This is a genomic window from Labrenzia sp. 5N, assembly GCF_012395805.1.
Lineage (GTDB): Bacteria > Pseudomonadota > Alphaproteobacteria > Rhizobiales > Stappiaceae > Roseibium > Roseibium algicola.
On record NZ_JAAZTM010000014.1, the window covers coordinates 359,480 to 383,698 of the forward strand.

A 24,219-nucleotide genomic window follows, 5' to 3' on the forward strand; every position below is an offset into this window, starting at 1 on the left:
CGTGAAAGTCGACCTTTTGCGAGCTAAAATCACGACTTTATTCCGGCTTGGCAATTTCGGCTGGTAACGGGATCGTTGTCTGGCCGTCAAAGTCGCCGATCCCTTCCGACAATGCATAGCAGGCAAGGCGGATGGATTTGGGAATTTCAACGGGTCGCCCGTCGCGATTTCCCTTTTCGTAATACTGGATCATGCGCTTCTTCAGGCCCAGACGGTCTGCCGCATCCTTCTGCTTGAGCCCGAGTGCTCGTCGCCAATGGCGGAACTGCTGCGGGGTCATGCCGGGCATGGTGTCTTTGGATTTTGAAACGGCCATTTCGTCTTATTCCAGAATACCTTGGTTGCGGGCATCCCCTTGCGGGTTCGCTCGTCCGGTACTTCTGACAAAAATAACCTTGCTCATCGCTTGTCAATCGAGAAGTGCACAATGTGCTCTTTTGCGTCGCTGGAGGTGGTTGAATTTGATGGTAAAATTGACCATGTGGACAAAAAATTGATATACTTGTTCGGTGCCGTAACGGTTGGTCAAATAAGTGATAAGCTTAGATTTTTCCTTATCTTTTAATGAGGAGTAAGGCTGAATTGATATTCGCGCATAGCGGGTATTGTTGCGTATGTAGCGTTCTTTTTCGTCTCGCGGATCACGATTCGTGAACTTTTTTACCTACATAATATCTAAGGGAAATTCACTAATTGTAATAATCCTCAGGGTTAGGAGTAAGCGAACTAAGTAATTTTCCCTTGGTCGTTGCCGTGAGGTAAAGAAAATTTATTGTGGATTTATATATTCAAGAAAAGTCTAGTTCTTATATTCAGATTATCGATAATTAATATTTGTTCGTGTTTTGGCTAAAGTGCCCCTGAATAAACATTCGTAGTTGCGTGTCCTTTCTCGTAGGTTTTTAGTTTTAGTTTTCGCATAACTGAAACTTCCGTAAAAACCGGGCAATATTCCTAAATTTGGCGTAGATTTTAACTGTCGATCCGGTGTATTAGACTACTGCTTAGTCTCCTATGAGTTTGGCGTTGGGAGCTTCTGAAGCGAAGAGCATTGCGCTTCAAGCTGCGGGGGCTGTAATTGCGGTGCTAGTGGGACCTGATGAACCGGAGGTGGGACCGGCGAGTCGGGAGCGCAGCAAGACCCAGCCAGACTTGGAACAAAAAAGACAAGATCGGGCTTAAAAGTATGAACAATGTAGCAACCAAGATGGTCGTGGTGCCGGATATTGCCGGGCCAGGACAAGAAGTGATGCTTGACGATCGCGCTCTCGCGATCTCGGAAATGTCCGAGCGGTTCGATGTAACCCTCAGGACGCTTCGTTTCTACGAAGAAAAGGGTCTTCTCAATCCGGTTCGCAAGGGCGCACGCCGTTTCTACGGTCCTCGTGACGTTTCGCGGATGCGGGTAATCCTGCAGGCCAAGAAGATCGGCCTCACGCTTGCCGAAATCCGCCGGGTGATCAAGCTGGTGGAAGGCAACGGCAAACGGGAAGACCAGTTCAAGGAACTTCAGGAAATCTGCCTTGCGCAACAGGAAATCCTGGTGGAGCAGAAGCAGATGCTTGACGAGCAGATCGCAGAGGTCGGTCAGATCCTGACGGCATTTGACGAACTGATCGGATAAAGCTTCCGGCATCAGTTATCAAAAAACCCCGGCGTGCACTGCACGCCGGGGTTTTTTATTTGAGAAAATGCTGCATTCCGGTGGCGGAGTGGCGTTGGCCGGCTGGTTCGTCGGCCGAACGCTTGTCTGCATTTCCCAGGGCCTGAGTAGGTCAGGCTGCCGATTTCGCGCTTTCCATCAGGTCGGTGAACCGCTTGAACAGGTAGTGGCTGTCACGCGGGCCGGGGGATGCTTCCGGGTGATACTGGACGGAAAACACGGGTTTGTCCTTCATCGCCAGACCACAGTTGGATCCGTCGAACAGGGACACATGGGTCTGCTGAACGTTGTCCGGCAGACTGTCCGCATCCACCGCGAAACCATGGTTCATCGACGTAATTTCAACCTTGCCGGTGGTATGGTCGAATACCGGATGATTGGCGCCATGGTGTCCCTGGTGCATCTTGAGGGTCTTGCCGCCAAGCGCCAGTGCGAGCATCTGGTGGCCAAGGCAGATCCCGAACGTGGGAACGCCCGCATCGACAATCTTCCTGATCATCGGCACCGCGTAGTCGCCCGTTGCGGCCGGATCACCGGGGCCGTTTGACAGGAATACGCCATCGGGTGCTTGCGCCAGTACGTCATCCGCCGTCGCGGTCGCAGGGAGAACCGTGACCTCGCAGCCGGCGTCAGCCAGAAGGCGCAGAATGTTGCGCTTGATGCCGTAGTCGATGGCAACAACCTTGAACTTGCCGGCCTTTGCCTCGCCGTAGCCCTCGTCCCATTTCCAGGTCGTCTGGTGCCACTGGTGCGACTGGGTGGTGGAAGCGTCCTTGGCAAGGTCCATACCCACCAGGCCGGGCCAGTTTCTGGCAGCCGTTTTCAGGGCATCGACATCGAATTTGCCGTCCGGCGAATGCGCGATCACGCCGTTGGGCACGCCTTTTTCACGGATCAGCGCGGTCAGCGCGCGGGTGTCGATGCCGCTGATGCCGATCAGGTTGCGGCTCTTCAGCCACGCATCAAGATGTTTTGCCGCCCGGTAGTTGGCCGGATCGGTGATGGCGGCTGCCAGCACAACACCGCGGATGCCGCTGTCTGCGGCCATGTTGACCGTCTCGATGTCTTCATCGTTGGTGCCGACATTGCCAATATGCGGAAATGTGAAGGTGATGATCTGACCGGAATAGGATGGGTCGGTCAGGATCTCCTGGTAACCGGTCATTGCCGTATTAAAGCAAATCTCACCAACGGCTTGGCCGGTTGCGCCGAGGCCCTGTCCCTCGATTACACTGCCGTCGGAGAGCACAAGCAAGGCGGTCGCCGGGGTCTCGGACCATGCGTCTGCAGTCGTCATGTCTTGTTTCCAGATCTTGTTGGTGACATCATGCGCTGCAGGAAGGGCGTCTGCGGCGGGCTGGAAAGCCCGCAAAAGGCCGCCTGCATTAAGCGCGGGACTCTATGGGAAGCGGCTTGGATCGTCAATATTGATCCTCTGAAAAAAGATCTTTAAAATTCAATGGCTTGGCTGAGAAAATGGAATGGCGCCCCTGAGCGCCGGGCCTCAGCGCGGCAGGGGTGGGGTGAACCATGCGCGATGTGATGCGCGAAAGAATCAACGCTGCCCTGAAAGCGGCACAGGACGAAGGCGACAAGCGCAGGTGCGCCACGTTGCGTCTGGTGCAGACCGCTGTGAAGGACCGTGAGGCTGCTGCCCGTGAAAACGGCAAGGACGGCGTAAACGAAACCGAAGTGATTGAGATCCTTCAAAAAATGATCCGTCAGCGGGAAACTTCCGCAGAAGAGTTCGAAAGCAGCGGGCAGCTCGACCTGGCCGAGCAGGAGCGAGAAGAGCAGGAAATCATCCGTGAATTTCTGCCCGTTCAGCTCAGCGACGAGGAAATGCAGAAGATCTGCGAAGAGACGGTCAAGGATATCGACGCGCACGGTCTGCGTGACATAGGCCGCTGCATGAACGAACTGAAGAGCCGTTATCCCGGGAAAATGGACTTCGTGCAGGCGTCCTGCCTGGTGAAGGACATGTTGCGGGCTGACGGCGGTGAACAGGGCAGCTCCGGGACTGGTAAACAGGACTGAGCCACTGTTGCAGCCGGTGAGGCTGATGCAAAAATCGTCCAGAAGCCGGGCATGAGGCCCGGCCCCACTGGAAACGACCTTCAAGACATTCTATTTTGGCGGACTGACCGGCGGCGCCCGAGTGTGCCGGTGGCAGGATGCCGTTTTCTGTAATCCGGACCCGTACACTGTTCCATGCGTTTCGAACCGCGCCTACTCGATGAAATTCGTGCCCGTCTGACCTTGTCGGATGTCGTCGGGCGGCGTGTGACCTGGGACAGGCGCAAGACGCAGCCGGGCAAGGGCGACTATTGGGCGTGTTGCCCGTTTCACCAGGAAAAGAGCCCAAGTTTTCACGTCGACGATCGCCGTAACCGATACAAATGTTTTGGCTGCGGTGCGTCCGGTGATCATTTTACGTTCCTGTGTGAAACCGAAGGGCTGAGCTTTCCGGAGGCCGTCGAGCGCCTTGCCGAACAGTCCGGCGTCGGTCTGCCTGCGCCCGATCCCCAGGCGGCGCGGCGCGAGAAGAAGCGGGCAGGGCTTGCCGATATCTGCGAAATGGCAGCGCAGTTCTTTCAGGCCGAGTTCGCGGGCCCGCGTGGCGACACTGCCCGTGCCTATACGCAAAAACGCGGCCTGACGCCCGATACCCTGCGCGAGTTCCGGTTCGGGTTTGCGCCTGAAAGCCGCGATGCGCTGAAGGGATATCTTGCAGCGCGCGAGATCCCGGAAGCCGCAATGATCGAGGCAGGGCTCATCATCAAGCCGGAAGACGGGCGCCCGTCCTACGACCGGTTCCGCGGACGTTTGATGATCCCGATCCAGGACGACCGCGGCCGGGTGGTCGCCTTCGGCGGGCGGACCCTGTCGCCGGACGGACAGCCGAAATATCTGAACTCGCCGGAAACACCCCTGTTTCACAAGGGTGTCATGCTGTTCAACGCCCATCGCGCACGCGAACCCGCCTTCAAAAGCGGCGAGGCAGTGGTGGTGGAGGGCTATCTCGATGCGATCGCCCTCTGGCAGGCGGGCATCCACCATGTGGTAGCGTCCTTGGGCACGGCCTTTACCGAAGACCAGGTGGTGCGGCTCTGGAAATTCGCTCCCGAACCGGTGATCTGCTTTGACGGCGATGCAGCAGGTGTTTCGGCAGCACATCGCGCCATCGACCGGATCTTTCCGGTGCTCAAGAGCGGCTATTCGTTCCAGTTCTGCTTCCTGCCTGACGGCATGGATCCCGATGACCTCATCAAGCAGCGCGGGGTGGCAGGCTTTCACGACGAAGTCGAACGGGCACAGTCCCTGTTCGATGTGGTCTGGGAGCGGGAGATTTCCGTTTCGCGGCTCGATACGCCTGAACGCAAGGCGGCACTGGAGAAGCGGTTCGATGATCTGATTGCCACCATTCGCGACGAGCGGGTGCGTCGACGGTATCAGCTCGATCTCAAGTTCAAGCTGTCGAACCTGTTCTTCGAGCAGGCACGCCAGTCCCGGCAGGGGGGCAAGGGCGGCAAGGGTGGTGGTTCAGCCGACGCGGCGTCTCCGCTCGGCACGGCACGCGAACGGGTTGCTGCCAGCCACGATTTCGGCACCGAACGGCTGGTGCTCGGTTTGAGCATGCGCTTCCCGCATCTGCTCGACAGGAACTTCGAGCGGTTTTCCAGGTTGCCGTTTGCCAATGACCTCCACAGGCAATTGCGGGACATTCTGTGCCGGATCGTCGACGATCTGGAAGCGACACCCATTTCCGACCTGACCAGCGCATTCGAGGAACCGCTTCGGAACATCATGGGCGAAATGATGCTCGAAACCATCGGCATGCAGCAGCAACGTGGTGCGGAGTTTTCCGCGCTGATCCATCGCTTCCCGCTTCTGAAATCCAACCCGCCGGAGGATTTCATCGAAGCGGCCTATCTGCACTTTCTCGATGTCCTGGAGCTCAATGCGCTGGAAGACGAACTCTCCTCCGAGCTTGCTACCGCGGACGAGCAGCTCGATGAGCATTCCTGGATGCGCATCCAGGCCCTGACGCAGGACCTCAGCCGGAGGCGAGAGGAATGTGCGCGCGATGAAGCCGACCTTGCCGAGCGCGCCAAAAAGATCCGCACGGCACCTCCTGTGGCCGTGGCAGCTCATTGATGGAATGGCTTGCCGGTGGCTTAAACGAGGATGTGTGGACCTTCAGTTGCGGAAAAGGGAACTTTTGGAGCAGCGACCCGTTTTCTGGCGACGAACCGGCATTGGGCCTGAAAATGCCCTCTTTGGTGTGCGCAGGAGCACAAAAATGGCATTTTCCAATTGACCGGTGACGAATCACACTTGCGAATCGCGTGAGCCGAGCTAAATAGAACCTTTGCAGCCCTCAAGCGCCGCAGCTTTCAAGCCTGCTCGCGGCAAAAGTCTTAATATAGCTGCAACCCGAACGAACACCTTTTACGCATCCGTTTCCGGATGCCGACAGAAAAGGCCGTGTGCTGCGTCGATGCTGAAATATGCCAATGTCGAAAAGTGTACGGTTAATTGGGACTTAAGGGACACGGCTTACAAACCTAACCGCAGTGATTCTTTCAGACGCCGCCGCACCACATGCTGGCGCGCTGGGGGTGAATTGGGTTGAAGCCAAACAAAGGGCGCGGCGTGGCCGGACCGGCCGCGAACTGGAGCACGATATGGTAGCCAAAGCGACACAAGCAGACGACACACAGGAGCAGAGCACGGACGGCCCTGACGGCCCTCTGCTGGACCTGTCGGATGCCGCTGTCAAAAAGATGATCAAAGCCGCCAAGAAACGCGGCTATGTCACCTATGATGAACTGAACGAGGTTCTGCCCTCGGAGCAGGTGTCTTCGGAAAAGATCGAAGACACCATGTCCATGCTTTCCGATATGGGCATCAATGTGATCGATTCCGACGAAGCCGAAGAAGGCCCGGAAGAAGTCGATGGCGGCGATCTGGTGGCCGCAAGCACGACGGCGCTTGCCAAGAGCACCACGAAAGAGCCCGCCGACCGCACCGACGATCCCGTGCGCATGTATCTGCGCGAGATGGGTTCGGTCGAGCTGCTGTCGCGTGAAGGCGAAATCGCGATTGCCAAGCGCATCGAGGCTGGCCGCGAGGCGATGATTGCGGGTCTTTGCGAAAGCCCGCTAACTTTCCAGGCCATCATCATCTGGCGTGACGAGTTGAACGAAGCCCAGGTTCTTCTGCGCGACATTATCGATCTGGAAGCAACCTATGCCGGCCCTGATGCAAAGGCCGGCCCGGCCGTTGCCAATGACGATGTGGCCCCGGGCGAAGGCAATTCGGAAAACTCCGGCGGTGCGTCTGAAGACACCGAAAACGAAAGCGAAGACGGTGACGGCGAGGATGACGACGACGAGTTCGAATCCAACGTTTCCCTGTCCGCGATGGAAGCCGAGCTGAAGCCGGGCGTCCTGGAAACCTTCGACAACATCGCCGACAACTACAAGAAGCTTCGCCGCCTGCAGGATCAGCTGGTGGAAAACAAGCTGGCCAACAAGACCCTGTCGCCAAGCCAGGAGCGCCGCTACAAGAAGCTGAAAGAAGACATCATCGTTGATGTGAAGAGCCTGTCGCTCAACCAGAACCGTATCGACGCCCTGGTTGCCCAGCTCTATGACATCAACAAGCGCCTGATGGGCTATGAAGGCCGTCTGCTGCGTCTGGCCGACAGCTACAATGTCGACCGCACGGACTTCCTGAAGCAGTATCAGGGTGCCGAGCTTGACCCGAACTGGCTGCGCAAGGTTGCCAATCTTTCCACGCGTGGCTGGAAAAACTTCATCGCGAAGGAAAAGGAAACCGTTCGCGAGCTGCGTCAGGACATCCAGACGCTGGCCACCGAAACCGGGCTCGAAATCACCGAATTCCGCCGCATCGTTGCAATGGTGCAGAAGGGCGAGCGCGAGGCACGTATCGCGAAGAAGGAAATGGTCGAGGCGAACCTGCGTCTCGTGATCTCCATCGCGAAGAAATACACCAACCGCGGCCTGCAATTCCTGGATCTGATCCAGGAAGGCAACATCGGCCTGATGAAGGCGGTGGACAAGTTCGAATACCGGCGTGGCTACAAGTTCTCCACCTATGCGACATGGTGGATCCGGCAGGCGATCACTCGTTCGATCGCCGACCAGGCCCGTACCATCCGTATTCCGGTGCATATGATCGAAACGATCAACAAGATCGTGCGTACGTCGCGCCAGATGCTGCATGAAATCGGACGCGAGCCGACCCCGGAAGAGCTGGCTGAAAAGCTGCAGATGCCGCTGGAGAAGGTTCGCAAGGTTCTGAAGATCGCCAAGGAACCGATCTCGCTCGAAACACCGATTGGTGACGAGGAAGATTCGCACCTGGGCGATTTCATTGAGGACAAGAACGCGGTTCTGCCCATCGATGCGGCCATCCAGTCGAACCTGCGCGAAACGACGACCCGCGTGCTCGCCTCGCTCACTCCGCGTGAGGAACGCGTGCTGCGCATGCGTTTCGGTATCGGCATGAACACCGACCACACTCTGGAAGAAGTCGGGCAGCAGTTCTCGGTTACCCGTGAACGTATCCGCCAGATCGAAGCGAAGGCGCTGCGCAAGCTGAAGCACCCGAGCCGGTCTCGCAAGCTGCGTTCGTTCCTGGACAGCTAAGCTGCCGGGAAGAGCTTGAAACATCAAAGAACCCGGCGGAGACGCCGGGTTTTTTTGAAACTTCGAACCTGAAATCTACCGGCAACTTTGCTTTAAGGGCGCTCTATTGGCCATCACCGCCGACATGGACCGGAACATGGTCGGGATCGAGCCTGCGGACCGGCGGCTTTTCCTGTGGGGGCTTGTGGTCTCCGCCGTGCTGCACGCGCTTGTGGCCTTGATGCTGCTGGAAGGCGTATCCGGCTATACGACCCAGCCCTTGCAGGACGTGGTCGAAGTCGAGCTGCTGCCCCCGCCGCCGCAGGAGGAAGAGACGCCACCTGTGGAACTTGAGCAACCTGAACCGGAGCAACCGGAGCAGGAAGAGGTGGAAACTCCCGAACAACCCGAGCCGCCGGAACAGGAGCAGGCCGAGGAAGCCCCGCCGCCGCCTCCACCACCGCCAGCGTCCGCTCGCGAAGACCTTGCCGAGACGCCCGAACAACCGCCAGAGCCGTCCGTTCTGCAGGAAGTGACCGAGTTCGGCGAAGAAGACACGGGGCTGCAAGGGGAAGAGGAAACGCCGCCGGCATCCGCGGAAAGCGCATCCTCGGAGAGTGAGCAGCAGGCGGAAACCGACGCGCAGACGGATGAGGCCCAGGCGGGCGAAACGGACGCCGGCGAAGGCGAAGGTGAGGGCGAAGGTCAGGAGACCGAGGCTGCCGAAACCGAAGCGCCGCAGGAGGATGCTTCGGAAGAAGCACAGGATACCGCCGCTGAAGACGCCGCTGATGATAGCGAAGCTCCTGAGGAGGCCTCAGACGTTGCGGAAACACCCGAACAGCCGGAGGCCCTGCCAGAGGAGGCCGTTGGAACCGGCGCGGAAACGGACACGGCTGAAACCGGAGAGCAGCCCGCCGAAGACTTCGGAATTGTCGGACCGATCGCAACCAACAAGACGCCCGCTCCCAAACCACCGAAACCGGTGGCTTCGCCTCAACGCGACCAGGCAGGAGGAGGGCGAACATCAGGCGGCTCGGAAGGACCTCCAGCCGGAATGATTGCAGCTCGGGAACTTTATTCCCGCGATATTCTGGATGATCCGCAGGCACGCACGGCCATGCGCGGCATGACCGAGGGCCAGCGGCTGAACCTCTTGTGCATGACCGAGTTGAGAGAGCAGATTGCTTCCGTCAGTTCCTTGCCGCCGGAACTGCTGCCGTCTTTCCGGCCTCGTGGCGGCAACGTTCTGCAGCCGCGTATCGCCGCTTTCCGCAGTCTTGGCCGCTGGTTCGACGTGGCTTTCCGCTGCGAGACGGACAGCGGCGTGACGCGTGTGGAGCGGTTCTCCTTCAAGATCGGCAAGGAGATCCCGCAAAGCCAGTGGCTGGAACGGGGACTGACGGGGTTCTGACCCCGCCAGTTTGACTGACCTCAGGACTGACTCTTGAATTGCAGCGACGCGTTGGCGATTTCGTGCGCGCGCATGTTCACCGCCCAATTGTAGAACGAGGTCTTGCGAGAGGGGCCGAGTATGGAACTGATGATGACGTGCGACGGGGTCTTCATCGCCAGCGCGGTGAATTCCAGCGGATCATTGCTTTCACTCGTGCGGGCACCGACGGTCACTTCGGTGGCTTCGATAAACGGCGGGTCGAGCGCCACCGCATTCGACGTCGCACCCCCGTCGAAAATGATGTCGGAACCTTCGAACTCCCGTCGGGTCTTGCCCAGTTCCTGAACAAGGTCTACCGGCTGCTGTGCGCTGATCGCCTTCAGTCTGGCGAACCCGAGGATCTCGCCGTTGGAGCCCGTGCGGGCAAAGTCGATGGCCATGCGATCGGCCAGACCGGATTGCGGCTGGTTGACATGCCAGGACGCCGGGAAGAAGAAACCGATGTCCTGGAACAGGGAAAAGTTGCTCCAGTCCTCGATCACGTTCGGCTGCCTGACCTGCTCGGTGCGGAAGGACCTGACGGCCATGTTGACGACGTCCGAAAGGGCAGCAAACTCGCTGGAAGGCACAAAGGCCTGGATCAGGATCAGCGTATTGCCATTCACCGTGACGGTGACGAGGCCGCGCAGTTCGTGGCCTTCGGCTCTGACGAAGCAGCTTGCGCGTGCGCGGCGAGCATCGATCGGCTGCAGGGTGTCGACATGCCAGGACGACAGGGAGCAGTAGTATTCGAGCCAGTGTGCGGCCGAGATCTCGTTGTTGAGGAGAATGCCGATCACCTGAACGGAGATATTCGTCGCCTGGGGAGGCTCGAAAACCGCAATGATGGTGGGGCTGTCCACCGTGAGGGGCTGCTCGTTGACCTGCTTCACCTCCCAGCTTCCGGGAAGCAGAAGCTGGAACGCAAACGGGGCCGGGCTGATTGCGGTCAGTTCGGCGGCGACATAGTCCTCAGTGGTCATTCCGATCATCACCCTTGGGTGTTCCTGCCGGCGGTCTCGAGTGCAAAACCACCTGTCTAATAAACTCCGACAAAGACCTTGAAGCCCGCCATCGGACCAGCCCCTGCCTTGGCTTCCGCAGTCACGCCATAGGCGCCACCGATTTTTCCTGCCTGCGCGCTGGCCCCGGCTGCAGCCCCGACACCGGCTTCTCCGCGACCTCCGATTCGAAGGCCGTGGTCATAGGCACTGTCGAGCGTTCGTTTCGCCGGATCTCCGCTCACCCAGCTCAAAAACGGGCCGAGGGTGTTGTCGTACAGGGTTTTGGGACTGATGTTAATGGTGCCTTCGGCGCTGGCCTGTACCAGAACGAGTTCACCTCCGATTTTGCCTTCCACTCCTGCAAAATCTTCGGATTTTCGGAAGCCGACACCGCCTTCGGCTGAAGCGGACAGAGCTTCGCCTTCCACCTTGCCACCAACAAGCCCGTTGAGCGTCTTGCCTTCGGCCTTTCCGGTGATGGCGGCAACCTTCGCATTTGCATAAGCTCCAGCGGCAAAGTCCCCGTTGATATCGCCGGATATGCCGAGCTTTGCCTCCGCGCTCGCCTCGGTCTTGAAATGACCGCCTTCCGACTCCCAGAAGGTCTTTTCCTTGCTGAACAGCTCATACTCGTATTCGGCGCTGACTTCAGCGTTCTCCTTCAGCTGGTCCTTGAGCGACCGCTTCTCGGTTTCCGGCGTCTTGATGCCTTTCGAGTTGTATCGTTCCTTGTAGGGCTTCTCGATACCCGTCTCCGCGCCGGCAGAGAACTTGTGCGGACTTTTTGCCGGAGGCGCTGCGCCGCCTGCTCCTCCGCCTCCGCCACCACCGCCTTGCGTTCCGATCAGAACCGTTGGCAGGCCGGTTATGATCGTTCCGGCCTTTGCGGTCAGATCGGTCATTCGCGCAGCAGGGCTGCCTTCGACCAGAACCGTCCACGCACCCGTAATGATGGGGTCACCACCAGCTGGAGGCGGCGGGCCGACGCAAACGCACATGTCGCCAACACGTGCCTGCGGCAGCTTGCCGGTAAGCACGGTATAGGCGCCTTTCCATACGATTGGCGCGGGAACCCCCATGCACATGGGGCAGGTATGCATGTCGGTGAGACGAGCGGCAGGAAAACCCATAAATGAACCGGTCTTAATAAAAACTGCCGGATCATCGGAAAGTTGTTTCACACTGTCAATACTGCTTATCGCGACCAGGAGACGGTTCGGGCATGAAGAAGACCTTCGTTGCTGCAGAACAGGCAAAGGTCACCCGAGTTGAGGCGGCAGTTTTCTTGGAATGAAAGTTTACGTTACGACAATCACCAGAATTTCATAACCGTCAGTCTATCCTTCTCCTGCTTTCCCGATTGGCAAACGGAGGGATTATATGAGCGACGTCCGGCAGACCTTCTCCACCGCATCAGTTGCAAGCCTCGATAGTCCGCAGGCCTACATCGAGGAGACACCGATCTGGCGCGATGGTACGGATGTCGACAGTTCCATCCTGACCGGCATGCAGTGGCGTATCTGGTGGTTGGCCTGTGCCGGCAAGTTCTTTGAAGGCATGGTTGTCTTCATGACCGGCATCGCCCTGCCGCTGATCGGGCGGGAATTCAAATTGACGGCGGTGGAGCACGGGCTTGTCAGTTCGGCGATCCTGTTCGGCATCCTGATTGGTGCGACAGCACTGGGCGGGCTTGCGGACCGGTTTGGACGAAGGGCGATGTTTATCGTCGAGATGGCGCTCTTCATCGCCTTTCTGCTGGTGCTTTCGATAGCGCCGAACCTTTCGATTACCCTGATAGCTCTCTTTGGTGTCGGCCTGGCGCTCGGCTGTGACTATCCGACGGCGCATATGGTGATCTCGGAGAACATTCCGGCGCGGGCACGGGGAAGGATGGTTCTGGGAGCCTTCAGTTTTCAGGCAGTCGGGGCATTGTCGGGTACAGGGCTTGCCTTTCTGACGCTCACCTGGTTTCCGGACCCCGAAGCCTGGCGCTGGATGTATCTGACGGCCGTTCCGCCTGCTCTTCTGATCCTGGCCGGCCGCTTCTTTGTTCCGGAAAGCTCCAACTGGTTGATCGTGAGGGGACGGGTGGCAGAAGCGGAAACCGCGCTGCTGAGATTGCTGAACCGGCGCCCCAGATATCCAAGTGAAATTTCGCTGAAGGCCGAAACAGCCGCTTCGCCGCATGCGCACAAGGTCAAGTGGAGCCGGTTCCTGACAGACCGGAAACTGCGCAAGTCGACGATCTTTGCGTCGGTTCCCTGGTTCCTGCAGGATCTCGGTACATATGGCATCGGCATTTTCACGCCGGTCATCCTGGCCAGTTCAATTGGCAACAAGCGCGAGCACGCACAATCGCTCTCTGATCTGGTCTACAATGATCTGCTTGCAGCGAAAGGCGCCGCCCTGATCGACGTCCTGCTGATTGTCGGCATTGTCTTTGCCGTGATGTTCACTGACCGGATCGGCCGTGTCCGCCTTCAGGTGATCGGTTTCATCGGCTGCGCCGTTGGTCTGGCGATTGCGGCTTCAGGCAACCATGCAGGGCCTGGATGGGACGTCCCCCTGATCTTTGCAGGCTTCATGCTGTTCAACTTCATGACCAACATGGGACCGAATGCGCAGACCTACCTGATTGCCGGCGAGGTGTTTCCTGTCGCCTATCGCGGCACGGGGGCGGGCCTTGCGGCGTCCTTCGCCAAGATCGGTGCGGTTCTGACTGCCTTCCTGTTTCCGATTCTGCTCAAGGACCTGGGTACGGACGTGCTGCTGGCTGGCCTCGTGGTTACCTCGCTGCTGGGGGCGGTGGTGACGTGGGTCTACCGGATCGAGACGCGCGGTGCCTGCCTTGGGTGAGGGGGGCGGTTATTCGTTTGCGATGGCGCTTTCCCGTGCAGTCAATCTGTGACGTAGCACCAGCATCGCCAGGGCTGGAACCAGTGTCAGGCCCGCATTGATGTAGAAGACGGAGGCGCCGGACCGCGCGACGGCCTCCCGGGTGAGCAGTTCTTCCGATCCCGGTGCAACAAGACCGGTGACAATTGCGATCAGTCCGGTAAGGCCACCGCCGATGGCAATACCGGCAGAGGAAATGGTCGGCAGGATGCTGGAGACCAGGTTCTGGTCTTCTCCCTCGGCGGTGTACATCAGCGAACGCATCAGGATCTGGTTGCACAGCCCGTGGCCAGCACCGGCAACCACGGCAGCGAGCGCAAACAAAGGCAGCGATGCGGTCGAGATCGCAAGAGCAGTGAGGGTCAAGCCACCGGCGATCAGGAACGGACCGGTCGTCAGATAGGTCAGCTCGCGCTGACGCGACGGTGCACGGGAAGAGATGACGGCGAAGATCGACCAGGAGAAGGCGAGCCCGGCGGCAACATAACTTGCCTGCGTCACGCTGAGGCCCCAGTAGACCTGGCCGACCGTCGTCACGTAAACCGCCCGCACCGCAGCAGCAACGGAAATGAGGAACACGATCCAGGTGCCGAGGCCGATCAGGGTCTGCGCCCGGAAGGCATCGCGCGGGAAAAGGCGATGCGGGCTTGCGGCGTCAAAGGTCAGCAGCAGCGCTGCGGTTGCCAGCCCGGCTGCAATCGTCAGGGCAAGCGGCAGGGGCGCATGCAGCTCGCCTATCACGGTCAGGAGAAAGATGCTTGCTGCCAGCAGGGCAAGGCGAACCAGCAAACGGACCGGCAATCTTCTGGCCGTGGGGTCGCTTGCCGTGGCCGGACGGACTGCGTGCGCAGGCAAGGCCGTGTTCATCAGGACGAACAGCAGCAGCACGAAGGGTATGTTGATCAGGAAGGCGGCGCGCCACGACCAGAGTTCGGACAGCAAGCCGGCCGAAACCGGCCCGATACCCGCTGCAACGGCCCAGACTCCTGCCAGCAAGGCAAAGACACGCGGGGCAATGTTGCTGGGGAAGAGATCCGGGATCAGCGAATAGCACAGTGCGATGATCATGCCTTCGCCGAAGCCCTGCAGGGCGCGTCCGGCAATCAGCCCTTCCAGAGATGTCGAGAGACCCGCGAGCACCGATCCACCCGCAAGCAGGAGGGACGCCAGCAGGAAGGGACTGCGGGCACCGAAACGGACCTTTGCTGCGCCAGTGAGGCAGCCCGCCAGGATTGCCATCATTTCAAAGGAGGAAAATACCCAGAAGGCACGGTCCTGCCCGCCAAGATCGCGGATGATGTCCGGCAGGACAGCGGTGGTAACAAAGCCGTTTATGGCGTGAGATCCTACCCCGAGTACCAGCGCCAGTGTGCCGGCCGCACGTTCCGGTGAAAAGAGTGACGGGCTGACGGGCGGGAGCGCTGGCGAGCTGATGGACATTGCAACCTCGATAAAGAAAGTGTTTTCTTTATATATTGAGCTTCGGAAATAAAGAAAGAAATTTATTTTTTTTTGGCGCCGGTATGCGTGAGGGGGGAGCCATCGAAGGCCCTTGGTTCATGCCGGCCCGGACGATGTAACCAGGAATGCCGAATTCGCGAAGAGACCTACTTTGGACAGGTTTCTGTCATGGACAGGAAATGTGCGGGAACCGCATCCGTCAGCCAGACGCCGTTCTCTGTTCTGTAAAACGTGTGCCCCTCCGCCTGCATTGCGCTGGCCGCGACCTGAAGAATTGCAGGTTTGCCGTGTCGGCTTCCGACCTTGTGCGCGGTGTCGCGATCCGGTGACAGATGCACATGGTGCCGGGCCATAGGTTTCAGGCCTTCGGCCAGAATGGGTGGCAGAAAGCGTGTTGCCGTTCCGTGGAACAGGAACTCCGGAGGCTGTAAAGCGGTGAGGCCCAGTTCAATGTCAATAGAATGCCCCTGACGTGCGCGAATGTGTTTGCCGTCTTCGGAGAACTCGAAGCGTTTCTTGTCGTTGGTCGCGACCACTCTTTCCAGCTGATCCCTTTTGCAATCAAGGCCGAGGGCTCCGAAGGCGCCAAGGACATCAGCTACGTCAGCCCAACCGCTGTCTGACAGCATCAAACCGGCGTCTTCCGGTTTGTGTCTTAGCCAGAAAGACAGGCGTTTCGAGATCTTTGTGTCTGTTTTCATTGTCTTTTTTTTAAAATTATACTGTTTTCAAATTCTGCGATCCCTGCGAAAGCGGGCGAGCGCACCCTCAATCGAGGTGGCCTGGTAACAGGACCTGGACAGCCAGGGCCTGCAAGGGCCGCTCTGAAACAGAAACGGCGCAGGTTGCCCCGCGCCGTTCTGGCTCATGCCGCGTTGTCGTCCCGAAGCCGGACGAGGTCGTTCATGAGGCCTCCGGTTCCGTTGTGGACCGTGAGCCGGTCGACCTTGCCGGCGATGGCTTCAAGCGCTTCGAGCTCCTTGAGCCGAAGCATGACCGGGTTTTCGGCCATGACCTTGGCTGTGTTGAGAAGCGAACGGGTTGCGTTCGTTTCTTCACGGCGCCGGATCACGTTGGCTTCGGCTTCCTTTTCAGCTGCCACCACCTTGTTGAGGATCTCGCGCATTTCGCCCGGAAGGATCACGTCCTTGAGGACGATGTCGGAGACCTCGACACCGATTTCAGCCATGTCGGCCTTGATCTTGGCGGCCGCTTCCGCGTTGACCTCCCCCTTCTTTTCAAGGATCTGGTCGAGCTTGAGCGCGCCGAGCTGCTTGCGGAATACAAGCTGCAAAGCCCGGTAGAGCGTGTCGGTGAAGTCCTTCACCTCTGTTGCGGCCTTCACCGGGTCAACCACACGGTAATCCGCGGAGAGGTTGATCCGGATGGTAACGCGGTCGAGGGTCAAGACTTCCTGACCGGTGACGTCGAGAGCCTGACGCTTGAGGTCGATGACCTTCTGCGTCACGGTTCGGCCTGCCTTCCAGAAGGCATGCACCCCGGCTTCAAGCACCTTGGTGAGCACGCCATCCATGAAGAGGAGGGCGACGCTACCGTCGGTCACCGGCACGATCACGAACTGCTGCGTCTGACGGGCATCCCCGAGCCGGCGCATGAGCTTCTGCGTGAGGGCCGGGTCGGCAGCCGTGTCGATGACCTCGAAGGTCCACGGGCCGGCATCCGTCCACAGGACAAGCCGCTCATCCGGGCCAAGCACGGTGTGGATACGGTTATCCCGTTCCACAATCGCCACTTCACCCGGTCCGGTCCGGATAACGGTCAAGTGCTCTTCGGTAACTTGCGGAAGCTTATCGAAGAGCGCCTTCTCGTAGGCCGACCGGAACTGGGGCATTGCCATCGACTGGCGCTCGATCACCAGGGTGCCACGGCCATTCTCGAGGCTGTGTTCACCGGGTCCGAGAATACCCTGAAGCTCTCCCTTGCAGATGTGGAGGGCCCGTTCCGTTTCAGAAATCACTACGCGGGTTCGCCCGCGGATCTTGTCGAGAAAAGTCGTCATTTCGATAATCCTTCCAATGCGCTAAGGCACGTGGTTGTCCTTTCCGGTGTTGAAGATGGTTGGAGGTTGAGGAAACCGGTCGCTCGTCATGAAGCGTCCGGGGTGAAACGATGAGACCCGAAGAGAGCACGAGGTCTCCCGGCGGGCCCTTGGCCAGAGGGCGTAGCAGCGGCAATGCGGGTTCCAACCCGTTCGAAAACAGGCGGTTCCGGCAAAGCGGCGGCAGAGCCTTTGCCAAAGGCCGGGCGAAGCGACCTGGCGTCGGCGGTCAGGGCACTTTCACCCGAAGGCAAAAGGGCCAGTCCGCGTTCGCAAGACCTCTCCGGGTCCCCAATGGAACAGCTTGCATAGCTGCTGGCGTGACAGGCCAGTTCGGCGTTGGAGGCCGTGTTTTTGGAGCGAGAGTTGAACTCGCGACAGTCGGATTAAAGGTCCGATGCTCTACCACTGAGCTATCCATGGAGCACATCACAGGAGTCGAACCTGTTGCTTCCGGGGTACACTCCCGGCGTTCAACCGTTAAACTTCATGCGCGATTGTCCGATCCTCCAGAACAGCATCCGTACATGAGTGGGCAGGGCCTGATCATGCGGGTGGCGAAAAATGGCCGAACCGTTGATGTCTGTGCCAGTATGGTGACCGGTGACGAGTTGATACTTCGAGAGCGGGTGCCAATGCAACCGGCAATTTCAAGAGAAGCGATGTTTGTTGCTAATGTGATACAGTATGTTGTATTTTTGTCACTTTTGCCCAGAGTGCCGGCTGTCGCCCTGGGCGGGGACTTTGGTTGGTTTGAAGCGGTTTCGGTGAAGAACCGTAAACCGCAATCTCCTCGACCTCTTGCGCCGGGAAGACGGCGAAGGCAAACTCCCGGCCAGATTGTGTTTCCGCCCTGCGAGGACCTATGGCCAACAAACAGTCCCGGTTTCTGATCGATACCTATTTTGCCGCCTTCAATGCAGGCGATACCAAGAAAATGGAAAGCCTGGTTGCCGACGACCTGATCCATGATGTCAACCAGGGCGAACGCCGTGTCGGCAAGGACAAGTTCTGGTCCTTCAACGTTCACATGACGCGCTGCTACAAGGAACGCCTCAGCGACATCGTGCTGTTCGTCAGTGAAGACGGGACACGGGCTGCTGCCGAGTTCATCGTCCATGGCAGCTATATCGGCACCGACAGCGGATTGCCGCCCGCGAACGGCCAGACCTACAAGCTGCCGGCGGGCAGCTTTTTCGAGATCCGCAATGGTCAAATCGCCCGCATCACCACCTATTACAACCTTCAGGACTGGATCGACCAGGTGACGGAAGGTGCGGGTGAAAAAGTGCCGGAAGAGGCCTGAACCAAAACCCTGCTTCTGCGCGAGCAGAGCCGGACAGGCAAAATTCATTTGATCAATCAGCTCTCCGTGCTCATCCGCGGGGAGCTTTTTTGTTTCTGAGAAGGGCGATCCCCTCGTTGATTGTTGCGCACACGCAACCGTGAAGTTCGTTTTATTGACGATAATAATTAGACCGGTCTATTTCTTATTCAACGAACACCGCTGACGAGGCGCTGCATCAGTCGGATTAGCGGTGTCAGAAGTCCCTGACGAAAGGAAACCCCTTGGCCAGAATACGCAACGAAGCTGCCTACGAGACCGCGAAAACTCGTCTTCTGGATGTGGGTATGACGCTTATCCGGGAAAACAGCTTCGACGGAATCGGGATCAATGACGTGTTACGGGAAAGTGGCGTGCCGAAGGGGTCTTTCTACCACTACTTCGACACCAAGGAAGACTTCGGTCTCGAAGTGGCGCGTCACTACCACCGGGATCAGCTCGCTTTTGCAAAGGCCTGCCTTTCGGACCGCAAACGCTCGCCGGTGGAACGTCTGGAAGCATTTTTCTCCGGTGCCCGGGAAGGGATGAAGGACCGTGGCTACGCCCAGGGATGCCTGATGTGCAACCTGTCGACGGAGCTGGCCGACCAGAAACCGGTCTTTCAGGCGGAGCTGGACCGTCATTGGCAGGCACTGACCGGTGAACTGGAAATCTGCCTGCGGGAGACGGATCTCTCCCGGATCGGACTGTCTCATCTCTCCCCGGCACAGGCTGCCGACTGGTTGATGAATTCGTGGAGCGGCGCGCTGACGAGAATGAAGGCAAGCCGCAGCGACGAACCCCTGGCGCTGTTCATGCGCACAATCTTCAAGAAAGAAGGGAAATGAAAATGACCACCCAAAAGACAATCCTGATTACCGGTGCGAGCCGGGGCATCGGGTTTCTGACCGCCCAGAAACTCGTGCAGGAAGGCCATATCGTTTATGCGGGCATGCGGGATCTGGACGGCAGAAACGCGGAAGCGGCAAAGGCGCTCAAGCTTTTTGCCGAAGGTCTTCCGGGCAAGCTTGTTCCGGTCGATCTGGATGTTGCTGACGAGAAAGGTGTCGAACGGACCGTCGCGGCGATCGAGGCAGAGCAACCGATCGACGTTCTGGTCAATAACGCAGGCGTCATGCCCGTTGGTCTGACGGAAGGCTTCACCATGGAGCAGGCAAAGGATCTGTTCGACGTCAATGTTTATGGTGTCATGCATCTGACGCGGGCGGTGCTTCCCGCGATGCGGGCGCGGAAGTCCGGTCTCGTGATCAGTCTCAGTTCGGTTGCAGGCCGGTTCGGCATGCCATTCTTCGGCCTTTACTGCGCCAGCAAGTGGGCGATGGAAGCTTACTGCGAGTCGCTGCATTACGAACTGGAGCCGTTCGGGGTCGAGTCCGTGCTGGTTGAGCCGAGTGGCCATGGCACTGACCTGGTGACCTCCGCCCCGGCTCCGGGTGATGCGGTGCGGGTTGGGCAATATGGCGATTATTCCAAGGGGCGCGACAGGTTGCTTGGCATGTTCCAGGGCATGTTCGATCAGGGTGAAGCCATCACCGATGCGGGCAACGTCGCAACCAAGATCCTTGAGCTGATCGCAATGGATGGATCGCGGCCGATCCGCACCCAGGTCGGGCAGGATATGGGTGTCACCGCCATCAACGAGGCAACCGCACCGATCCAGGCGCAGCTGGTGAGCGGATTGAAGCCGGTTTATCTGGGAGCCGCATCGTGAGCGGCAATGCCCTGATCGTCGGTGCCGGGCCGGGCCTCAGCGCGTCTCTGGCACGGACGTTCGCCAAGGAAGGCTACAGGGTGTCACTGGCTGCCAGATCTCCTGGAAAGCTGGAAGGGCTTTGCGCTGAAACCGGAGCAAAAGCCCATGCCTGCAATGCTGCCGACGCGGCCAGTGTGGCGCGCCTGTTCCAGGGCCTGGACGAGGCGGGGGCAACGCCGGACCTTGTCGTCTACAACGCCAGTGGCCGCGTCCGCGGACCGGTTGCCGAACTCGATCTTGAGGATGTGCATGCCGCACTGGATGTGACCGCCTTCGGTGCGCTGGCCGTCGCACATGAAGCGGCAAAGCGGATGGTGCCAAAGGGGAAGGGCGTGATGCTGTTCACCGGTGCTTCCGCCGGCATCAAGGGCTTCCCGCAATCAGCGCCCTTTGCCATGGGCAAGTTCGCCTTGCGTGGCTTGTGCCAGTCACTTGCCCGGGAATTGTCGCCCCAAAACATCCACGTGGTTCATTTCGTCATCGACGGGGTGATCTACAATCCGGATCGTGGCGCGCCTTATGACGACCCGGACAAGACCCTTCATCCGGATGCAATCGCACGGACGTATCTGGAGATCTCGCGTCAGGACAAAAGCGCCTGGACATCCGAGTTGGAACTGCGACCGAGCGTCGAAAAGTTCTGATCCGGTAAACCGAAAGCCCCGGCGCGGCGGATGCCGTGCCGGGGCTTCGCTGTTTTCTTACTCTGCCGCATCCGCACGGGCGCCGAAGTGCCGTGCAAGTTCGTCGGCGAGATCGGTTCTCTCCCAGCCGAAACCGCCGTCTTCTTCCGGTGCGCGGCCGAAGTGGCCGTAAGCAGCAGTGCGCGCGTAGATCGGCTTCGAAAGTCCGAGACGCTCGCGAATCCCCCGCGGTGTCAGACGCACCATTTCGCGCAAGGTCTTGCCGAGAGCGACTTCATCCACCTTGCCGGTTCCCTGCGTGTCGACATAAACGGCGACCGGCTCCGGCATGCCGATGGCATAGGCGAGCTGGATCAGGCATTTGTCGGCAAGGCCGGCGGCAACCACGTTCTTGGCGAGATAGCGCGAGGCATAGGCAGCCGACCGGTCGACCTTGGTCGGGTCCTTGCCGGAAAAGGCGCCGCCACCATGGGGAGCTGCACCGCCGTAGGTGTCGACGATGATCTTGCGCCCCGTAAGGCCGGCATCGCCATCAGGTCCACCAATCACGAAGCGGCCAGTCGGGTTGATGTAGATCCGGTTATCGGGAACGGTCCAGCCGACGGGCAAGGCATGCAGGATGAACGGCAACACCGCTTCGCGCACTTCTTCCTGGCTGACATTTTCGCCGTGCTGAGTGGAAACGACCACGGCATCGATGCCGGTCGGACGGCCGTTTTCATAGCGGAGCGTCACCTGGCTCTTGGAGTCCGGGCCAAGGCGCGGTTCGCGCCCGGATTTCCGGGCTTCGGCCATGGTGCGCAGGATCTTGTGCGACAACAGGATCGGCGCAGGCATCAGCTCCTCGGTCTCGTTGCAGGCATAGCCGAACATGATGCCCTGGTCGCCGGCCCCTTCCTCGCCCTTGTCGCCTTCATCGACACCCATGGCGATGTCGGCCGACTGACGGTGCAGGCGGTTGACCACTTCCAGCGTCTGCCAGTGGAAACCTTCCTGTTCATAGCCGATATCGCGGACGGCTTCACGCACCAGGCTCTCGACCGTATCGAGGACCTGGTCGGGGCCACGAACTTCCCCCGCGATGGTGACGTGATTGGTGGTGGTCAGCGTTTCACAGGCAACGCGGGCGTCAGGGTCCTGTTCCAGGAAAGCGTCCAGTATGGTGTCGGATATCCGGTCGCAGACCTTGTCCGGGTGTCCCTCGGAAACGGATTCACTGGTGAATAGCCAGGATCTTTGCGTCATTGCGCGCTCCTTGTCGTTTTGGAAAGGATAGTCCTGCCCGGGGCGGTGTATGGCGCCCGGGCCGGGAGATCGGGAAGGAAGGGGATCAGACAGGCTTGCGGAACAGCTGGATGCCCCAGGCCAGCTGGCCGGCGTCCGCAGCATCGACCCAGTTCATGAGCCCAAGCGCCATCTTGTCGAGATAGTCGGCGGAAGCGCCTTCGTTGCGCAGCTTGTCGTAGTTGGCGAGAAGCTCCTCGCGTACCCGGAAATAGTGATTGCGCAGCTGCTGCGTCATGTCCCGCTGTTCGATTGTTTCAAAGCCCAGTGCTTCTGCCGTCTCGCGGTAGAAGCGCATCGACCCGAGGCTGTTGAGCTGCAGGCGGTCATAAACCGGCTGGAGAGCTTTCGGGTCGGCATCATCGGCCTGCATCGGATCGGTGAAGATGAAATAGCCGCCCGGCTTCAGCACCCGGTGGACTTCCTGCAGTACCTTGTGGCGTTGGTCGGAGTGCAGGATCGCATCCTGGCTCCAGACAATGTCGAAGCTTTCCGGCTGTTCCGGAATATCCTCGAAGACGCCGTGCTCGACGCGGATCCTGTCCTTGAAGCCCTGCTGGATGTTGCGGTGCCGGTTGGTGTCGTTCTGGACATCGGAAATGTTCAGGCAGACCGCGCTGCAGCCACTGGCCTTGACCAGCTTGCGCATCGCACCGCCATAACCGGAGCCGATGTCGAGAACCTTGGCATCCGCACCCAGATTGGGCAGCATGCCGGCCATCTCGTCGATGGTGAGGTCCGACGCTTCGCGAATGTTGCTGGTGTCGTCGTAAAGGCCGATGTGAAGGTCCTGGCCGCCCCAGACAAGGCTGTAGAACGTGTCGGCGTCGTCACTGTCGTAGTAGCTTTCGGCAACTTCGCGGATATCCGTTTTGCCGTCTTCAGGGCGCGCGCCACCCCAGCGAACCAGGTGCAGGCTGGATTTTTCGGCAATGTGAATGAAGAAATCCGGATCGTTTTCCGCAAAGGTCTCCTGGAAGTCACCATAGGTGCGGACCCGCTCGAAGCCTGCCTCCGACAGGAGGCGGCGCATGTAGTTCTTGCGGATGGGGCACATGTTGAGCGTGTACTCGGCCCCATCGGGAAAGCTGTATTTGAAGCGGGCGAGGCCTTCGTCCATATGCACCGGTTCGGCCTTCACCTTCTTTCCGGCATAATAGTATTTGTGCTTGTTGGAATAGCCCTGATCTAGCATCGCATCGTAGTTGCGCTGATCGATGATCAGGATGCCGTCGTGTTTGAGCGCGGCATAGAATTCGGCAAGCGCCCGGCGGCGGTCCAGTTCGTCGTGCAAGTGGGTGAAGGAATTGCCGAGGCAGATGATGGCGTCGTATTTGCCCTGAATGTCCCGGTTCAGCCAACGCCAGTCAGCCTGTACCGTCTTCAGGATCATGCCGCGTTTCTGGCCGTTCTGGAACGCCTTTGCCAGCATGGCAGCGGAGCCGTCGGCCGAGGTCACGTTAAAGCCTGCGCGGGTCAGCCGCACGGAGTGGAAGCCGGTTCCGGTTGCGACATCGAGCACGGTTTCCTTGCCGCGGGCGCGCAGCACGTCCATGAAGAACTGTCCCTCGCTGTCGGCGCGCGCGTCCCAGTCGATCAACTCGTCCCACTTTTCCACGAACGACATGATGTATTCGCCGCGGTAGAGATCCGTTTCCCGGTCTGCGATCGGATCCCGGCCGTAAGCCTGCTCGTCCAGTTGCAATTCGGCATTGGCGGACAGCTGTTGAGCCTGCATGGATAGCGTCTCCTTTTTAAGGCGCGCGATGCCGCACGGAACAGGCCGCAGCGTGCACGCGCTCATGCACCGCCCGGAGGTCGGGCAGCGAGCGTCGGAATGGTTCTGTTGCAAGCCCGGCGGGAGGTGCATAGGTGCACTGGGCGGAATTTAGCCGACCCTTTGCGCGAAGGGTCGAGTGCCGGACTTTTCAGGAAGGCGCACAAGGCAGCGAATGGGTGCTGCAGGTGCGGAAGATGGGCTGTTGGAAGCCCTGTACATCCGCTGGTGAAGCGGTGTGCG

General features: G+C 59.2%; 19 protein-coding genes and 2 tRNA genes. 10 read left to right on the plus strand and 11 right to left on the minus strand.

Features of this window, described 5'->3' with window-relative positions:
* Positions 1-37 precede the first annotated feature (37 nt).
* Entirely contained in the window at positions 38-316 is a 279-nt protein-coding gene (locus HEP89_RS15235; RefSeq protein WP_209014716.1) for a helix-turn-helix transcriptional regulator, read from the minus strand.
* A gap of 870 nt (positions 317-1,186) precedes the next feature.
* Here HEP89_RS15235 and HEP89_RS15240 point away from each other — a divergent pair.
* Positions 1,187-1,624, plus strand: coding sequence for a MerR family transcriptional regulator (locus HEP89_RS15240; RefSeq protein ID WP_022997956.1), 438 nt, complete (start codon positions 1,187-1,189; stop codon positions 1,622-1,624).
* A 151-nt stretch (positions 1,625-1,775) separates the two neighbouring features.
* Here HEP89_RS15240 and carA read toward each other — a convergent pair whose 3' ends face one another.
* Entirely contained in the window at positions 1,776-2,960 is a 1,185-nt protein-coding gene (carA, locus tag HEP89_RS15245) for a glutamine-hydrolyzing carbamoyl-phosphate synthase small subunit (protein WP_031268189.1), read from the minus strand.
* A 245-nt stretch (positions 2,961-3,205) separates the two neighbouring features.
* On the opposite strand from carA, the gene HEP89_RS15250 reads away from it, so the two are divergent.
* From HEP89_RS15250 to HEP89_RS15265, 4 genes are all read left to right on the plus strand, one after another.
* Complete coding sequence (locus HEP89_RS15250; protein WP_168692442.1) at positions 3,206-3,700, plus strand: GatB/YqeY domain-containing protein; 495 nt, start codon at positions 3,206-3,208, stop codon at positions 3,698-3,700.
* Positions 3,701-3,874: 174 nt separating this feature from the next.
* Positions 3,875-5,821 carry a DNA primase gene (dnaG, locus tag HEP89_RS15255; protein WP_022997953.1) on the plus strand — a complete coding sequence of 649 codons (1,947 nt, stop codon included), beginning with the start codon at positions 3,875-3,877 and terminating at the stop codon, positions 5,819-5,821.
* A gap of 530 nt (positions 5,822-6,351) precedes the next feature.
* Positions 6,352-8,340, plus strand: coding sequence for an RNA polymerase sigma factor RpoD (gene rpoD / locus HEP89_RS15260; protein ID WP_031268185.1), 1,989 nt, complete (start codon positions 6,352-6,354; stop codon positions 8,338-8,340).
* Positions 8,341-8,446: 106 nt separating this feature from the next.
* On the plus strand, positions 8,447-9,733 hold the full coding sequence (locus HEP89_RS15265; RefSeq protein ID WP_168692410.1) for a DUF930 domain-containing protein: 1,287 nt from the start codon (positions 8,447-8,449) through the stop codon (positions 9,731-9,733).
* A gap of 20 nt (positions 9,734-9,753) precedes the next feature.
* On the opposite strand, the gene HEP89_RS15270 is transcribed toward HEP89_RS15265, so the two are convergent.
* Both HEP89_RS15270 and HEP89_RS15275 read right to left on the minus strand, forming a co-directional pair.
* A complete protein-coding gene (locus HEP89_RS15270) occupies positions 9,754-10,737 on the minus strand; it encodes a hypothetical protein (protein WP_168692411.1) in 984 nt (327 codons plus the stop codon).
* 56 nt (positions 10,738-10,793) lie between these two features.
* Complete coding sequence (locus HEP89_RS15275) at positions 10,794-11,888, minus strand: PAAR domain-containing protein (protein ID WP_168692412.1); 1,095 nt, start codon at positions 11,886-11,888, stop codon at positions 10,794-10,796.
* 250 nt (positions 11,889-12,138) lie between these two features.
* Between HEP89_RS15275 and HEP89_RS15280 the strand changes: the two genes are divergently transcribed.
* Positions 12,139-13,614 carry an MFS transporter gene (locus HEP89_RS15280; RefSeq protein ID WP_168692413.1) on the plus strand — a complete coding sequence of 492 codons (1,476 nt, stop codon included), beginning with the start codon at positions 12,139-12,141 and terminating at the stop codon, positions 13,612-13,614.
* A gap of 9 nt (positions 13,615-13,623) precedes the next feature.
* On the opposite strand, the gene HEP89_RS15285 is transcribed toward HEP89_RS15280, so the two are convergent.
* The 5 genes from HEP89_RS15285 to HEP89_RS15305 all read right to left on the minus strand — a co-directional run bounded on the left by HEP89_RS15285 (position 13,624) and on the right by HEP89_RS15305 (position 17,668).
* The gene (locus HEP89_RS15285) at positions 13,624-15,093 is read right to left on the minus strand and encodes an MFS transporter (protein ID WP_168692414.1); all 1,470 of its coding nucleotides are present in this window, start codon (positions 15,091-15,093) and stop codon (positions 13,624-13,626) included.
* 167 nt (positions 15,094-15,260) lie between these two features.
* Positions 15,261-15,815: an RNA 2'-phosphotransferase gene (locus HEP89_RS15290; RefSeq protein WP_168692415.1), complete on the minus strand. Its 555-nt coding sequence runs from the start codon at positions 15,813-15,815 to the stop codon at positions 15,261-15,263.
* Positions 15,816-15,979: 164 nt separating this feature from the next.
* Entirely contained in the window at positions 15,980-17,134 is a 1,155-nt protein-coding gene (locus tag HEP89_RS15295) for a slipin family protein (RefSeq protein ID WP_168692416.1), read from the minus strand.
* Positions 17,135-17,528: 394 nt separating this feature from the next.
* A tRNA-Lys gene (locus HEP89_RS15300) sits at positions 17,529-17,592 on the minus strand.
* 1 nt (position 17,593) lies between these two features.
* Positions 17,594-17,668 (minus strand) — tRNA-Thr (locus HEP89_RS15305).
* Positions 17,669-18,038: 370 nt separating this feature from the next.
* On the opposite strand from HEP89_RS15305, the gene HEP89_RS15310 reads away from it, so the two are divergent.
* From HEP89_RS15310 to HEP89_RS15325, 4 genes are all read left to right on the plus strand, one after another.
* Entirely contained in the window at positions 18,039-18,479 is a 441-nt protein-coding gene (locus tag HEP89_RS15310) for a ketosteroid isomerase-related protein (RefSeq protein WP_022997944.1), read from the plus strand.
* Positions 18,480-18,742: 263 nt separating this feature from the next.
* Positions 18,743-19,345, plus strand: a complete 603-nt coding sequence (locus HEP89_RS15315) for a TetR/AcrR family transcriptional regulator (RefSeq protein ID WP_055655691.1) — start codon at positions 18,743-18,745, stop codon at positions 19,343-19,345.
* Between the two features lie 2 nt (positions 19,346-19,347).
* Entirely contained in the window at positions 19,348-20,229 is an 882-nt protein-coding gene (locus tag HEP89_RS15320) for an SDR family oxidoreductase (protein ID WP_055656727.1), read from the plus strand.
* The gene (locus HEP89_RS15325; RefSeq protein WP_168692417.1) at positions 20,226-20,915 is read left to right on the plus strand and encodes an SDR family NAD(P)-dependent oxidoreductase; all 690 of its coding nucleotides are present in this window, start codon (positions 20,226-20,228) and stop codon (positions 20,913-20,915) included. The genes HEP89_RS15320 and HEP89_RS15325 overlap by 4 nt, the downstream gene beginning before the upstream one ends.
* Positions 20,916-20,972: 57 nt before the next feature.
* Here the strand turns inward: HEP89_RS15325 and metK are convergent, their stop codons facing one another.
* The gene (metK, locus tag HEP89_RS15330; protein WP_062487810.1) at positions 20,973-22,160 is read right to left on the minus strand and encodes a methionine adenosyltransferase; all 1,188 of its coding nucleotides are present in this window, start codon (positions 22,158-22,160) and stop codon (positions 20,973-20,975) included.
* Between the two features lie 85 nt (positions 22,161-22,245).
* The gene (locus tag HEP89_RS15335) at positions 22,246-23,937 is read right to left on the minus strand and encodes a methyltransferase domain-containing protein (protein WP_077292207.1); all 1,692 of its coding nucleotides are present in this window, start codon (positions 23,935-23,937) and stop codon (positions 22,246-22,248) included.
* Between the last annotated feature and the right edge of the window lie 282 nt (positions 23,938-24,219).

Coding starts and splice junctions, on each gene's coding strand:
- HEP89_RS15235 (WP_209014716.1), bottom strand. CDS start 316: ATGGCCGTTTCAAAATCCAAAGACACCATGCCCGGCATGACCCCGCAG.
- HEP89_RS15240 (WP_022997956.1), top strand. CDS start 1,187: ATGAACAATGTAGCAACCAAGATGGTCGTGGTGCCGGATATTGCCGGG.
- carA (WP_031268189.1), bottom strand. CDS start 2,960: ATGACGACTGCAGACGCATGGTCCGAGACCCCGGCGACCGCCTTGCTT.
- HEP89_RS15250 (WP_168692442.1), top strand. CDS start 3,206: ATGCGCGAAAGAATCAACGCTGCCCTGAAAGCGGCACAGGACGAAGGC.
- dnaG (WP_022997953.1), top strand. CDS start 3,875: ATGCGTTTCGAACCGCGCCTACTCGATGAAATTCGTGCCCGTCTGACC.
- rpoD (WP_031268185.1), top strand. CDS start 6,352: ATGGTAGCCAAAGCGACACAAGCAGACGACACACAGGAGCAGAGCACG.
- HEP89_RS15270 (WP_168692411.1), bottom strand. CDS start 10,737: ATGACCACTGAGGACTATGTCGCCGCCGAACTGACCGCAATCAGCCCG.
- HEP89_RS15275 (WP_168692412.1), bottom strand. CDS start 11,888: ATGGGTTTTCCTGCCGCTCGTCTCACCGACATGCATACCTGCCCCATG.
- HEP89_RS15280 (WP_168692413.1), top strand. CDS start 12,139: ATGAGCGACGTCCGGCAGACCTTCTCCACCGCATCAGTTGCAAGCCTC.
- HEP89_RS15285 (WP_168692414.1), bottom strand. CDS start 15,093: ATGTCCATCAGCTCGCCAGCGCTCCCGCCCGTCAGCCCGTCACTCTTT.
- HEP89_RS15290 (WP_168692415.1), bottom strand. CDS start 15,815: ATGAAAACAGACACAAAGATCTCGAAACGCCTGTCTTTCTGGCTAAGA.
- HEP89_RS15295 (WP_168692416.1), bottom strand. CDS start 17,134: ATGACGACTTTTCTCGACAAGATCCGCGGGCGAACCCGCGTAGTGATT.
- HEP89_RS15310 (WP_022997944.1), top strand. CDS start 18,039: ATGGCCAACAAACAGTCCCGGTTTCTGATCGATACCTATTTTGCCGCC.
- HEP89_RS15320 (WP_055656727.1), top strand. CDS start 19,348: ATGACCACCCAAAAGACAATCCTGATTACCGGTGCGAGCCGGGGCATC.
- metK (WP_062487810.1), bottom strand. CDS start 22,160: ATGACGCAAAGATCCTGGCTATTCACCAGTGAATCCGTTTCCGAGGGA.
- HEP89_RS15335 (WP_077292207.1), bottom strand. CDS start 23,937: ATGCAGGCTCAACAGCTGTCCGCCAATGCCGAATTGCAACTGGACGAG.